This window comes from Flindersiella endophytica, from assembly GCF_054779015.1.
Map to the genome: position 1 here is coordinate 302,994 of NZ_BAAGYY010000027.1, position 13,323 is coordinate 316,316.

The following is a 13,323-nucleotide window of genomic DNA, read 5'->3' on the forward strand; positions in this document are numbered from 1 at the left end:
GGCTTATGAGAAATGCCGGAGTCAGCGATGCCGACAAGGAGCAGTTCGTCAACCGCTGCAGTGAGTACCTGTACACCGCATGCCCGGACGGCGATCACGTCCACTACGTCTTCGGGTTCCCATGGGGACAAAGTTGGGTCAGAGCTTGAGCGATGCCTTCCTGCGGGCGGTGTACGTTAACGGCGGATACAGCCAGAACAACGGACAGCCGTGACACGTGCGCAAGGCGCCGGATTAGGAGATCGTCGTCAGTCGGAGCCGTCATCTGCCTGATCGGTACCTATGTCGAGCGCATGGTAAGCGTCGAGGAAGGCTCTCGCCTGCCGGGCAGAGTTGGCGATGTCGATGGATTCCTCACGTTGAGCAAGTGCTCGTGGAGTCCAATCGTCCGTCAGGACGTCCGCGACGCCGAGTACGACCTTGAAACCCAGCTCCCATAGAACTGTGTTCACGGCTAGACAGGCGATCGCCAGAGCGTCGATGTCGACGGCGTACCAGGTGACGGTAGTGGGGTCACCGCCTTGCGCGCGGATGGCCTGCGCGGCAGCGCGGAGCATGCCGCCAGTGCCGGCAGTGGGTTCGTGAATCACACTGTGGTCGTGGATATCGGTGAGGCGCACGATGATGTTGCAGATGTCCGGTGGTGTGTAGATCTGGCCGCGCGCAGACCTCGCCGAGGGTGGGCGAAGTTCGGAGAGCAGGGCACCGAAGAGGTCGGTTTCGGTTCGCATGGCCGTACCGGTGAGCTCAAGCTGCCCTGCTCGGATGGCGGCGTCAAACGTGAGCTTGGCCGCCTTTACGGTGCCATCCTCGAGTGGGTGGTCGCCGGGCCAGACGTTGATCAGTGGCCAGGCTGGGTTGACAAGATCGGGACGCGTGTGGACGAGGTGGCGCCACTGGAATCGCATCAGCTCGGCGAAGTTGCCGATATCGAGGCCGTGAAGCGCGGATTCGAGATCGCCGCGTTCGCCCGCTGGCGGTGAGATGAACGAGAGCGCGGCGACCACGGAGAGCGGCACTTCGACGCTGCCGTGTCGTGAGCACCGTGCCAGGCGCCGTTGACAGCTTCGGCGATCTTGCGGGCATGCTGATGAGGGCTGTGCATGAAAGGTTCCTTGAGCTCCCGTCGCGCGCTCGGCCGGGGACGGGTGTGTTGCTTACGGTTCAGTTGCTGGAGTGCCGGTCGATGGCCCCAGGGATGGCACGTATGTCTCCGTTGGCGACAAGATCGGCGATCGTGGCGTCACCCGGAGGGGCCAAGGCAGTGAGGAGGGCGCGTCAGGTCTGCTCGTCGTTCCGGCTCGTGCTCATGGGGCTCCCGCGTCCCTAAGTGAGGCGCCGTGCGAGGTCGAGGACCTGCCAGGGCAGATCGATCGGGTCTCCGGCGTCATTGGTGCCGGCGAGGAGCACTTGGCCGCGGACGACCTCGGCGAACGTGGGATGCACGTGGCGCACCAGTCGATTGGCCAGCGGGGTCTACCGGCGCATCCTTGCGCTGAGCGTCCCGGTCGAGGTACAGCTGCCACTCGGATACGGCGTGAACGCTCTGGGGTGCCCCGCCGATCAGGTTGAGCAGCGTGCCAGGATCGAGCAGCTTGCTCAGGACGACAGGCGGTTCGGACGTTGAGATGTAGAGCGTACGAATCGTCGTCGTCATCGCGGATCTCCTTCGCCGGTGTGGGTCTCGTGGGTCCAGGTGCCAGCGGTCAGGACATGGCGCCACGCGGTGTTCTTTCGGCCGGACTGCGCCGACCGGAACGCGATGCTGGACCGCGTGTCCTCGGACGGGTTGTGCGCCAGGAGGGACAGCCCTGTGTCGTCCGCGTCGCGGATGACGTAGCCACCGTGATCGAGGAGCCTGAGCAGGCACTGGAGAAGTGATCGTTCGGCGGCGTGAGCCTGCGGCGAGCGTGCGCCGAGCCGTCCGGCCAGCTGGCGCAGATACGTGGTGACGTCGCGGAGTGTCTTGCGGGCGTCGCCGGTCAGCGTCAGCGTCACTTCGGCCAGCGTGGCGACGGCGGCGTTGGCGACAAAGGCCGAGTACTGGCCGTCGGTTTGCAACGCTGACAGGGCGGTGTGGGTGCGTGCCGGACTCGTACGCGGCGCGCCATCGCTGGTCGGCGATGTCGCGGTAGCCGATGGCGAATCGCTGGATGAGGAAGACGTCGGCGAGAATCAGCCACGCCGCATAGTCGGCGTCACCCTGGCCTCAGCCAGATATCTCTGCCCGACGCTGCACTCGAGCATCATCATGATGGCCGAGTGCTGGACGGGATCGGGGTTGGTCCAAGGCATGACGAATGTTCCTTTCATGCCGTGAGGGGAGTTGCGTGAAGAAGGGGATGAGCGGTCAGATGTGGAGCGACCACACTCCGGCTGCTTCGGCTGCCGGCTGATCGGTCCGGCGGCGGTGGAACACGACCTCATACGTGCGGCCGTCTTCGGTGAGCCCGGTCAGGCAGTGCTCGTCGGTCCAGCCGAGCCGTCCACCCAGATGCAGAACGCTCAGCAACACGCGCATCAGAGACCGCAGCGCCTCCCGATGCTCTCGGGAATCGTCGCCATGCACGAGCGCCAACTGTGCGGCTTCCGCCGCTGCGCGGTCCAGCACCGTCAGCGCTGGCGGCGTCACGTGCAATATGACAGGTCGATCAGCCACCTCGACCTCATCACCCTCCGATACTTCACCTGCATTACGCCTACGACGTTACGTCAGGTCAACAACATCGCAAGCTTTATGCCGGTATAGTTTTGTCAAACTACTCGGGCTCATGTGGTGGAGTAGGTCTCAGCTGCTCGCATTCGGCGTGTGCCACGCGCGCAGGCGTGTGAGGCTTCTATCCTCGCTGCTGTGGAGCAGCCGGCGTATCTCGACATGGAGGCAGTTGCTGAGCATCTGGGCCTGTCCTACAAGACAGTGCGTAGCTACCACAACATGGCCGAGAAGCGTCGGCGCGAGCAGAACTCCCGGCCCGGCGACTTCCCACCGCCCGACGCCCAGTTCGGTCGCAGCCCGGTCTGGCTACCTGAGACGATCGAGATCTGGAAGGCCAACCGCCCAGGTCGAGGTGTCGGCGGCGGCCGCCCTCGGAGGTCCTCCTCATGAGGTATCACTGGCCAAAGTCGATGTTGCGCCCCACAATGCAACTGGCCTACGCGCCCGCCAACTCCGGCGGGCGAGAGTCACATCCACACCGCGTCGGCGATCCATGCGGCAGCTGTCGGAGTACCGGTCCAGCAGATGGAGCGCGCGAACGACGTGATCGCCGCCTGGAACGAACCGGCGTCGAGGTTCTTGGGGTGACGGGTGCGATGACCGCTCATGCCCTGGGGAAAGCGCTGGCGAGCGTGTCTGGTGACGGCAAAGTCTTCCTCTGTCCCAGCGGTGTACACCGCTTCGGGCTTGATCGCCTAGAGGAGTTTTCGCAGGTCACAGATGATGCGGTGGGCAGGGGCGGGTTCGAACCGCCGACCTTCCGCTTTTCAGGCGGACGCTCGTACCAACTGAGCTACCTGCCCCTGTAACGACCGGTTGCCCAGACGTTCCAGCGACCCAGACGGGACTCGAACCCGCGACCTCCGCCGTGACAGGGCGGCACGCTAACCAACTGCGCTACTGGGCCATGCAACTTGACGCGCGGAAAATGTTACCGCACACCGAACCAGTTGACCCAACGGGATACCCCTCCGGAACGCTACCGTCCAAGGGTGACCTCTGGGCCGCCGAAACTATAGCTTCCAGCGCGCCCGCACGCAAAGCAGCAGCTACAACGACCGGGCGGAGTCGATGAAGTCGTCGAGGACGCCGTCGCCGAGGCGGACGCGGCCATGGGTGCGCATCTCGCCGCGGCGGGTTTGGATGGTTGAGGCGCGGTCGGCGAGCTTCGCGGCGGAGGCGAAGCGCCTCGAGGCGAGGCCGGAGTCTCCCGCCGCGCGGGCGTCCAGCCCGTCGACCGTCGCCGTGAAGGCTTGGCCCCACAGCTCCAGCGCCGACAGCCATGGTTCGCAGTCCGACACGAATCCCCGGTCGCGTACGGAGCGGATCCGTGCGGCCGCGCCGTCCACGACCTGGGCGTACGACCGCAGCGACGCCACCGCTGCCGCCCGCGCGGCCCGGTCACCCGAGGACCAGGCCTGACGGAACGCCTCCAGCCGCCGCGCGAGGGACGGCGCCTGCGGCTGCCACGAGCCCCAGCCCGCCGTCGGGGCGCGGTGGGAGAGGTCGAAGAACGCCAGCAGGGCCTCGGTCGTCCCCGGATCGCCGCCGGAGAGGTACGTGGCCGCCGCTCGCGAGGTCTCCGACGCCACGTACCCGGTCGAGTGCCACGCGAAGTCCGCGCCCCCGAACAGCGCTACCTTGCTCGCCGCCGCCTGGCTCATCGGGTTCAGGACGAGCCCCGACAGCTGCGTGTGCAGCCCCGGCGAGCGCCGCGCGTACGGACCCAGCAGCAGCCGCCCGACCGCCGCGTCGAAGTCGTTGACCGGGTAGTTGTCCCACACGAAGACCTTGCGCCCCCACACGTCCGCCGCCCGCCGCGCGTCGGCCACCGTGATCGAGGGCGAGACCACCGACGGCCCCGTCCACATCACCTCGATGCGCCGGTCCAGCCGGTCGCGCAGGATCCGCTTGTACGACGTCGGCTCCACGTCGCCGTACTCCGTCGGCACCATCTGCAGCGGCCGCGCCCCCGCCCACCGGTCCAGATGGTCCCGCTGCACCTTGTTGAGCAGCTCCACCTGCGCCCGCGCGGCGCCGGACGCCGAGGGCGAGCCGTACGCGTCACGGTCGCCCGAGCAGTTCCACCGCGTGTACGTGATGTCGTCGAGCGGGACCGAGAAGCTGCGCACCCCGAGGTCGTAGACCGCCCGCAGCTTCTCGCTCAGCGCCCGTACGTCGGCCGGGTCGCTGTAGCAGATCGAGACGCCCGGCGACAGCGCGAACGTGAACCGCACGTGATGCGCGGTCGCCTGCCGCACCAGCGCGCGCAGGTCGTCGAGCTCGCCGGCGGGGTACGGAGTGCGCCAGCGCTCGCGGTGGTACGGATCGTCCTTCGGCGCGTAGATGTAGGTGTTCAGCTTCAGGCTGCCGTAGAACGCGAGCTGGTCCAGCCGCTCCTGTTGCGTCCACGGGCTGCCGTAGAAGCCCTCGATCGCGCCCCGCAGCCGCATCAGCGGGTAGTCCACGACCCGCGCCGCGGCGATCACCTGCCTCCGCGCGAGCTGCCGCAGCGTCTGCGCGGCGTAGTACGTGCCGTCGGCGTCGTCGCCGGCGAGCACGACCAGGCCGCCGTCGCCTTTCGGGTACGCCCGGCCCGCCAGCGCGTAGCCCTCTGCCGGACGTCCGGCAGAGAGCCGCCCGCCTGCCGAGCGCAGCGCCGCCGCGACCCTGGCGTCACCGGCTGGCCCGACGACGACCGAGAGTCCGGTCTTGCGTACGCCGGCCAGGCCTGTCACCGTCACCGTGCCGGCGCCGGCCGAGCGCAGGATGGACGTCACCAGGTCGCGTGTCGGCTGGTCCACGCCCGGAGCCAGATGCAGCCGGACGGTCCCGTGGACGGGCAGGCCGACGCCATTACGTTCCAGCGACTGCGGTCGCGGCGTGACGGCCGGTAACGCAGCGCCGGTCTCCGCGAAATCCGGCGCCGGCCGCGCCGACGCGGCAGGCAGGAACGGCGCCAGCGGACCGAGGGCCCCAGCCAGCCCGAACGTCACCAGGCCGGCCAGTACTACGCGGAGCCGTCTACGCATGCGCCCCAGTCTCCACGAGGTCAGGCCGCTGACAAGCCTGCCCCCGGCCCGGCTCGGAGAACGACCTCGCTGGCACCGGCTATCGCTGCGGGCCGGATAGGGTTTGGGCTGGCGTTAGTGTCCGGCCGCGCTCCTCATACCAGGCCGCCTCGGGTAACGGGAGGTGCACCCTTCACATGCTGTTTCGCGTGCTGGGCCCGGTCGAGGTCGACGGAACCGAGGCCGTCAACTACATCGGCGCACGCAAGCCGCGGACCCTGCTGGCGGTCCTGTTGCTCAACGCCAACGTCTGGGTGAGTGTCGACCAGCTGGTCGATGCGATCTGGGCGGATCAGCAGGCACCTATCTCGGCCGAACGCAACGTCGGCACCTACATCTGGCAGCTCCGCAAGCTCCTCCCGTCGCTGCCCGGCGACGGCCAGCGGATCGAGAGCCGGTCGGGTGCGTACCGGATCCGCGTCGAGGCCGGAGAGGTCGACACCGACCGGTTCGAGGCTCTGCTGGCCGACGGCACCGAGGCGCTCGCCGCCGGCGAGCCGGCGATAGCCGTCGAACGGCTCGAGGCGGCTGCCGCCCTCTGGCGCGGCACGCCTTTCGAGGGCCTGGTCACGGCGACGGACCAACCGCGGATCGCCTGGATCGTGGAGCTGCACTGGACCGTCCGCGAGCGGCTGGTCGACGCGTTCCTGGCGGCAGACCGGCTGCCCGAGGCGATCGCGCTCGGCGCCAGCCTGACCACCGAGGATCCCCTGCGCGAAAGCGCCTGGGTCCGCCTGATCGTCGCCCTGCGCGACGCGGGACGCAAGGCCGACGCGCTGGCCGCGTACCGGCGGGCCAGGGCCGCGCTGGTCGAGGAGCTCGGCATCGAACCCGGCCCCGAACTCCAGCGGCTGCACCAGGACCTGCTCACCGAAGGCCGGCCGGAGACCCGCCCGGCCCTGCGACCTGAGCAGCCCGAACGGCCCGAGCCCGGGCGCCCAGAGGCGGCCCTCGAAGCGAGACCACCCACGTTGCCGGCCCGCCAGGAGCCGTCAGAGGACTACGTCCGTACCGCGCTCGCCGCCGCCGACGTACTCACCGGCCGCCGGCCGAGCTCCGTCTTCGCCGAACTCTCCGCCGCCCTCAGCTGGTTCGACGCCGAACGCACCCGCCTCACCGGCGCCATCGACGCGCTGGTCACCGGAGGTCGAGCCGCCGGTGCCTGGCAGCTCTGCAGCGCCGCCCACGAATACACCGAGGCCGGCGGCCGGCTCGACAACTGGCCTCAACTGCTGCCCCGGGTCGCCTCCGCCACACAGGCGGCCGGCGACCGCTACGGCGAGCTGGTCACGCGCAACATCCTCGGCGTCGCCTACACCCGCGACGGCCGGGTGCCGGAGGCCTGCGCCGAGTTCACCTCCGCCCTGGGCATCGCCGCCGCAATCGGCGACCGCGACGCCGAAGGCATCGTGTTGATCAACCTCGCCATGGCCGAGGCCGACTACGGCGCACCCCGCGACGCGGCCATGCACCTGCAGAGGGCCTTGCGCGTACTCGAGGACCCAGCGGCAGCGGAGACGGCCAGGCAGGCCCTGGCCGAGCTGGAGGTCGAGGCCGGCACCGAACGCCGGCAGGCGGTCCCGGCTACGGCCGCACCCGGCAACGAGGGCGACGAGGGCGCACCAACCCAGGCGGCGGCCCCACGTCTCACGACCGCACGGGGCGGACCGGACAAGTCGCGGCACCCGCTCGCCGTTCCGGCGCAACTGCCCGCCGACACTGCCTCCTTCGTCGGCCGCGAGTCCGAGCTCGCCCACCTCGACACGCTCACCGGCTCGACAGCCGACCAGCCGGGTACGTTCACGACGCTGGCACTGTCCGGCACCGCCGGGATCGGCAAGACCGCGCTGGCCGTTCGCTTCGCCCACCGAGTTGCCCACCGCTTCCCCGACGGACAGCTCTACGTCAACCTGCGCGGCTTCGAACCCACCGGCCAGGTGATGGATCCCGCCGACGCCGTACGCGGGTTCCTCGACGCGCTCGGCGTCCCTCGTGGGAGTGGTGGGCGGGGGATCCCCGCCGAGCTCGACGCCCAAGCCGCCCTCTACCGCAGCCTCGTCACCGGGAAACGCCTTCTGGTGCTGTTGGACAACGCCCGCGACAGCGAGCAGATCCGTCCGTTGTTGCCCGGCTCGCCAGGCTGCCTGGTGATCGCGACCAGCCGCAACGACCTCGGCGGCCTGGTCACCAAGGAGGGTGCCCGGCCGCTGGCGCTCGACCTGCTCGGCCCGGCCGAAGCGGGCCGGCTGCTGGAGCAGCGGATCGGCACCGAACGGGCAGCCGCCGAACCGGACGCGGTGCGGGCCATCGTCACCGCCTGCGCGGGCCTTCCGCTCGCCCTGGCGGTCGTCGCCGCGCGGGCCGCGGCCCATCCACGGTTCTCGTTGCGCTCGTTGGCCGACGAGCTCAAGGATGCCCGGAGCAGCCTGGACGCGTTCGCCGGCGCCGACGCCGACACCGATGTACGCGGCGTGTTCTCCTGGTCCGTTCGCCAGCTCAGTGTCGAGGCGCAGCGGGTGTTCCGGCTGTTGGGCCTGTACTTCGGACCCGATCTCTCCATGCCCGCGGTCGCCAGCCTGTCCGGCCTTCCACACAAGGAGGTTCGGCCCGTGCTGGCCGAGCTGGCCCGCGCCCATCTGGTCGTCGAACAGGCGCCGGGCCGGTACGGCATGCACGACCTGCTGCGCGCCTACGCCGGCGAGCTCGCCGATCGCACCGACCCGCGGGACGACCGTACGGCAGCGACGTATCGGCTGCTGGACCACTACGTGCACACCGCCTATCGCGGCAACCAGCTCCTCGATCCGCACCGAGACCCGATCGTCCTCGCCCCGCCTCGGGAGGGCGCCGGACCCGAACAACTCCAGACCGACGAGCAGGCGGCGGCCTGGTTCAGCGCCGAACACTCCGTGCTGCTGGACTGCCTGAGCGCGGCCGCCGACGCCGGGTTCCACACCCACGCGTGGCAGCTGGCCTGGACCCTGGAGACCTTCCTGTACCGGCGCGGGCACTGGCACGACCTGGCCGCGGCCGGCCAGACCGGACTGAGTGCCGCGCAGCGCCTGGGCGACGAGCAGGCCCAGGCCAAGGCCCTGCTGAGCCTCGGCGTCGCCGAGATCCGGCTGGACCGCGTCGAGACCGCTCACACCCGTTTCCAGCAGGCCTTCGCTCTGTTCGGCGGACTCGGCGATCATGCCGGCCAGGCGCTCGCCCACCGTACGCTCGGCCGGGTCTACGCACGGCAGAAGCGGTACGCCGACGCGCTCGAGCACAACCAGCACGCGCTCAGGCTGTACCGGCAGGCAGCGCATCAGCCCGGTCAGGCCCTGGCGCTCAACGCGATCGGCTGGTACCACGCCGAGCTCGGGCAGCACCGGGAGGCGCTCGACTACTGCACCGAGGCCCTGGCCCTGCAGCAAGAACTCGGCGACCAGGACCGGGCGGCGTACACCTGGGACAGCATCGGCTACGCCCACCACAACCTCGGCCAGTACCCCCACGCCATCAGCAGCTACCAGCAGGCGCTGGCCCTGTACCGCGACTCCGGCGACCGCTACTACAGGGCGGCCACGCTCACCCACCTCGGCGACAGCCAGCACGCCGCCGGCGACACCGCCGCCGCCCAGGCCACCTGGCAGCAGGCCCTGAGCATTCTCGACGAGCTCGACCATCCCGACGCCGACGACGTACGCACGAAGCTGCGGCAGCCTTCGACGTCGCCCGTCGACGAGAGTGACCAGCCTCCGTCGGCCGTTCCGGCTCCGCGCTGAGAACCACGCTGTCCCTGGTACGTAAGGAGATGCGACCACCTCGCCACGCGAACGCGACGTCCCAGCTCTTCTGCGAAGCCCGGCGCGCGGCCGAAATCCGCGTGCGACGGACGGTGGCCGGCGGATACCGTCGGCGGCAATGGGTGAGCTGACCGCATCGCAGCAGTACGCGCGCGACGTCATCGCCGGTGAGTGTGGCGAGCCTGTCGACGTCTGGCCGTACACCGTCTTCCGGCCGCGGTCGCTGGTGGTCGGGGCGCGGCTCGCCGCCGGCGAAGAGGTCGTACTGAAGGCGAGCGGCGATCACTCGGTCGCCGCGGAGGCGAACACGCTGCGCCTGGCGGCCGCGGCCGGCGTTCCGGTCCCGTCTGTGCTGGCCGAGGGCGAGGGCCCTGAGCTTCCCGGCGGCCGGTGGATGCTGATCCGCAAGGCCCGCGGGCGGCCGTGGGCGCTGCCCACCCCGAACGAGCGGGCCTCCGCCCGCACCCGGGACGACCTCGGGCGGATCTTCGCCCGGCTGCACGCCTGCGAGCTGACCGGCTTCGGTCCGCTCACCGCCGAAGGCGAGGGCAGCTTCGCGCGCTGGTCCGGCTATCTACGTCATGCGCTGGGAGAGCCGCTGGACTTCCTGCGGACGAACGGGCACGTCGATCGCGAGCTCGTCACCCGGGTCGAGCGGCTCTTCGACGAGTACGCACCGATGCTGGATCGCAGGCCTGGCGTGCTCGTGCACGGCGACCTGGGCAACATGGAGATCTTCGTGGACCGCCGCAACCGGGTCGTCGACATCGTCGACTTCGGCGGTTCGGTTGCCGGCGACCCGCTGTACGACTTCGCACACTTCGTCCGCGGCGGGCCGGCGGACGACCCGCGTTCGGCAGCGATCCTTCCGAGAGTGCGCGAGTCCTACGTCGCGAACGGTGGTGCGGAGCCGGACAACTGGGACCTGCTGTTCTCGATCTACGATGTCTTCAACGCCGTACTCGGCGCCGAATGGTGTGTCAGGACCGACTTCCCCTGGCTCCCTGGACTCCGGACGAAGATCGTCCGGTTGCTGGATCGGATAACGGAATCGTATGACTGAGACTGCGGCAAGCGAGGCTGACCAGGTACTCGCGGTCCTCGAGCGCAACCGGCGGACCTTCGCCTGGAAGACGTTCGGGCTCGACGAGAAGGGACTGCGCGCGACCACGGCGGCCAGCACGATGACGCTCGGCGGGCTGGTCAAGCACATCGCCCTGGTCGAGGCGGACTGGCTGGCGGTGAAGCTCGCCGGGCAGGGCTACGGCGATCCGTGGGATGGCGTCGACTTCGACACCGATCCGGACTGGGAGTGGCGCACCGGCGCCGAAGACGCTCCAGAAGACCTCTACGCGCTCTGGCGCAGGGCCGTCGAGCGCTCCAGGCAGCTGGTGGCCGAGGTGATCGAGGAACGCGGGCTCGACGGGCCGGCCTCGTTCATGTGGCCGGACGGCAGGACACCGTCCGTACGCGTGATGCTGCTGGACATGATCGAGGAGTACGCACGACATGCCGGCCACGCCGACATCCTGCGCGAAGCGGTCGACGGCCGCACCGGCGAAGGCGCACCCGCCGACTTCACGATCTAGGCCCGCGGCGGCAGTCCGTTCGGTTCCCGCGCCGAACTTCCGCGGCGATTCGTGTCCAGAACGCCGGCCGGGCTTCGACCATGGTGCGAGGGCACCTCGTACGCGTCGGGGTGCGCGGAAACTGGAAGGTGTGTGCGCATGAAATACATGATCATGATGTTCGCCGGAACGGGGATGTCGATGGAGGGCCGGTCCGCCGAGTGGATCCGGGACTTTCAGGACTCGATGATGAAGCTCGACACCGCACTGCGGGAGGCGGGCGAGGTCCTCGAAGGCAGGAAGCTGATCGATCCGAGCCAGGCCACGACCGTGCAGTTCCGCAACGGTGCTCCCGTACCGACCGACGGTCCGTTCGCGGAGACGAAGGAGTCGCTGGCCGGCTACTGGATCGTGGAGGCAACCGAGGAACGCGCGGTCGAGATCGCCTCGCAGGTGGTCACGCTGACGGAGTACCCGATGGAGGTACGCCGAGTGATGGACGAAGCCGCCGAGATGTGACGGGAAGCAGCGAGGTGAGCGGCGAGGCCGGCTCGGGCGGATTCGAGCACCTGCTGCGCGAACTGGCGCCGCAGGTGCTCGGGACGCTGTTTCGCCGGTACGGGCAGTTCGACGCCTGTGAGGACGCCGTGCAGGAGGCGTTGCTGGCCGCGCACCTGCAGTGGCCGGCGGAAGGTCTGCCGGACCAGCCGCGGGCCTGGTTGCTCACCGTCGCCGGACGGGAGCTGGTGGACGCGTGGCGGAGGGAGTCGGCCCGGCGGCGGCGGGAGGAGCGGGCGTTCACCTTCGAGCTCCCCGGTGACCGTGGCCAGCCGGGCTCCGAGACGGACGACACGCTCGCCCTGCTGTTCCTGTGCTGCCATCCGGCGCTCTCGCCACCGTCGCAGCTGGCCCTGACGCTGCGGGCGGTCGGTGGCCTGACGACCACGGAGATCGCTGCGGCGTACCTCGTGTCGGAGGGCACGATGGCCAAGCGGATCAGCCGGGCCAAGCTGTCCGTACGGCAGGCGGGTGCCACGTTCGAGTTGCCACCCGAGCCCGAGCGCGCCGAACGACTGGACGTCGTGCTGCATGCGCTCTACCTGATGTTCAACGAGGGGTACACCTCGAGCTCCGGCCCATCCCTGCACCGGCCCGACCTGACGGCCGAGGCGATCCGGCTGACCAGGCTCGTACGACGCCTGCTGCCCGCTGACGTCGAGGTGGCCGGTCTGCTCGCGCTGATGCTGCTGACCGATGCCCGTCGTACGGCGCGGACGGACGCCGACGGGTGGATCGTCCCGCTCGCCGACCAGGATCGCTCGCGCTGGGACCGGAATCAGATCGCCGAGGGCCTGGCGCTGGTCGCCCGGACCCTCGGCACCGGGCCGATCGGGCCGTACCAGGTGCAAGCGGCGATCGCCGCCGTGCACGACGAGGCGGACCGAGCCGCTGAGACGGACTGGGCGCAGATCCTCGCGCTGTACGACGTACTGGAGCGGGTTGCGCCCGGCCCGATGGTCACGTTGAACCGGGCCGTCGCCGTGGCCAACGTGCACGGCCCGACGGCCGGGCTCGCGCTGCTGGGCACGCTTGACGCCGACGACCAGCTGGCGCACACTCACCGGCTCGAGGCGGTACGAGCCCATCTGCTCGAACGGGCCGGCCAGCCCGATGCTGCCCGCGAGTCCTACCATCGGGCGGCCCGGATGACGGCCAGCGTTCCCGAGCAGCGCTACCTCATGCTTCGCGCCGCCGAACTCGGCGAACGCGGCCGCGCCACCTGAGCCGCGGTGAGCCCTGGAAATACAGAAAGGGCCACCCAAACGGGTGGCCCTTTCTGAAATGTTGTCCGGCGGTGTCCTACTCTCCCACAGGCCTCCGCCTGCAGTACCATCGGCGCTGAAGAGCTTAACTTCCGGGTTCGGAATGGGACCGGGTGTTTCCCCTTCGCTATGACCGCCGTAACCCTATAGAGATATCAACCAACACACACGCAGGTGTGGGTGTGTTCCCGGCCGTATCCCGGGAACCGCACAGTGAACGCGAACAAAAATTCTTGGCCCCACACGCAAAGCGTGGAGGAAAGTAAGAATATGTGTGGTGACAAGCCCTCGGCCTATTAGTACCGGTCAGCTCCACACGTCTTATGGTCCGTGCTTCCACTTCCGGCCTATCAA

General features: G+C 69.3%; 12 protein-coding genes, 2 tRNA genes and 1 rRNA gene. 7 read left to right on the forward strand and 8 right to left on the reverse strand.

The window, feature by feature from the left end; translation table 11 throughout:
- Positions 1–248 precede the first annotated feature (248 nt).
- Entirely contained in the window at positions 249–1,019 is a 771-nt protein-coding gene (locus tag ACYVF6_RS33720; protein ID WP_460527177.1) for a DNA methyltransferase family protein, read from the reverse strand.
- Between the two features lie 634 nt (positions 1,020–1,653).
- Positions 1,654–2,061, reverse strand: a complete 408-nt coding sequence (locus tag ACYVF6_RS33725; protein WP_460527179.1) for a hypothetical protein — start codon at positions 2,059–2,061, stop codon at positions 1,654–1,656.
- Between the two features lie 19 nt (positions 2,062–2,080).
- On the opposite strand from ACYVF6_RS33725, the gene ACYVF6_RS33730 reads away from it, so the two are divergent.
- Complete coding sequence (locus tag ACYVF6_RS33730) at positions 2,081–2,320, forward strand: hypothetical protein (RefSeq protein ID WP_460527181.1); 240 nt, start codon at positions 2,081–2,083, stop codon at positions 2,318–2,320.
- A gap of 30 nt (positions 2,321–2,350) precedes the next feature.
- On the opposite strand, the gene ACYVF6_RS33735 is transcribed toward ACYVF6_RS33730, so the two are convergent.
- A complete protein-coding gene (locus ACYVF6_RS33735; protein ID WP_460527183.1) occupies positions 2,351–2,632 on the reverse strand; it encodes a hypothetical protein in 282 nt (93 codons plus the stop codon).
- Between the two features lie 219 nt (positions 2,633–2,851).
- Between ACYVF6_RS33735 and ACYVF6_RS33740 the strand changes: the two genes are divergently transcribed.
- The gene (locus ACYVF6_RS33740; protein ID WP_460527185.1) at positions 2,852–3,106 is read left to right on the forward strand and encodes a hypothetical protein; all 255 of its coding nucleotides are present in this window, start codon (positions 2,852–2,854) and stop codon (positions 3,104–3,106) included.
- A gap of 77 nt (positions 3,107–3,183) precedes the next feature.
- Here ACYVF6_RS33740 and ACYVF6_RS33745 read toward each other — a convergent pair whose 3' ends face one another.
- The 4 genes from ACYVF6_RS33745 to ACYVF6_RS33760 all read right to left on the reverse strand — a co-directional run bounded on the left by ACYVF6_RS33745 (position 3,184) and on the right by ACYVF6_RS33760 (position 5,748).
- Positions 3,184–3,324 carry a hypothetical protein gene (locus ACYVF6_RS33745; RefSeq protein WP_460527188.1) on the reverse strand — a complete coding sequence of 47 codons (141 nt, stop codon included), beginning with the start codon at positions 3,322–3,324 and terminating at the stop codon, positions 3,184–3,186.
- Positions 3,325–3,445: 121 nt separating this feature from the next.
- A tRNA-Phe gene (locus ACYVF6_RS33750) sits at positions 3,446–3,519 on the reverse strand.
- A 30-nt stretch (positions 3,520–3,549) separates the two neighbouring features.
- Positions 3,550–3,623, reverse strand: a tRNA-Asp gene (locus tag ACYVF6_RS33755).
- Between the two features lie 142 nt (positions 3,624–3,765).
- Entirely contained in the window at positions 3,766–5,748 is a 1,983-nt protein-coding gene (locus tag ACYVF6_RS33760) for a beta-N-acetylhexosaminidase family protein (protein ID WP_460527190.1), read from the reverse strand.
- Between the two features lie 176 nt (positions 5,749–5,924).
- On the opposite strand from ACYVF6_RS33760, the gene ACYVF6_RS33765 reads away from it, so the two are divergent.
- The 5 genes from ACYVF6_RS33765 (at position 5,925) to ACYVF6_RS33785 (ending at position 12,930) form a co-directional block, all read left to right on the forward strand.
- Positions 5,925–9,557, forward strand: coding sequence for an AfsR/SARP family transcriptional regulator (locus ACYVF6_RS33765; protein WP_460527192.1), 3,633 nt, complete (start codon positions 5,925–5,927; stop codon positions 9,555–9,557).
- A gap of 139 nt (positions 9,558–9,696) precedes the next feature.
- Positions 9,697–10,641 carry a phosphotransferase family protein gene (locus tag ACYVF6_RS33770; RefSeq protein WP_460527194.1) on the forward strand — a complete coding sequence of 315 codons (945 nt, stop codon included), beginning with the start codon at positions 9,697–9,699 and terminating at the stop codon, positions 10,639–10,641.
- Positions 10,634–11,167 carry a DinB family protein gene (locus ACYVF6_RS33775; protein ID WP_460527196.1) on the forward strand — a complete coding sequence of 178 codons (534 nt, stop codon included), beginning with the start codon at positions 10,634–10,636 and terminating at the stop codon, positions 11,165–11,167. The genes ACYVF6_RS33770 and ACYVF6_RS33775 overlap by 8 nt, the downstream gene beginning before the upstream one ends.
- A gap of 138 nt (positions 11,168–11,305) precedes the next feature.
- Positions 11,306–11,665 (forward strand): YciI family protein, encoded by a 360-nt coding sequence (locus ACYVF6_RS33780; protein ID WP_460527199.1) that lies wholly within the window; start codon positions 11,306–11,308, stop codon positions 11,663–11,665.
- Positions 11,662–12,930, forward strand: coding sequence for an RNA polymerase sigma factor (locus ACYVF6_RS33785; protein WP_460527201.1), 1,269 nt, complete (start codon positions 11,662–11,664; stop codon positions 12,928–12,930). Before ACYVF6_RS33780 ends, ACYVF6_RS33785 begins: the two co-directional genes overlap by 4 nt.
- Positions 12,931–12,993: 63 nt before the next feature.
- On the opposite strand, the gene rrf is transcribed toward ACYVF6_RS33785, so the two are convergent.
- Positions 12,994–13,110: ribosomal RNA gene (rrf, locus tag ACYVF6_RS33790) — 5S ribosomal RNA — on the reverse strand.
- Between the last annotated feature and the right edge of the window lie 213 nt (positions 13,111–13,323).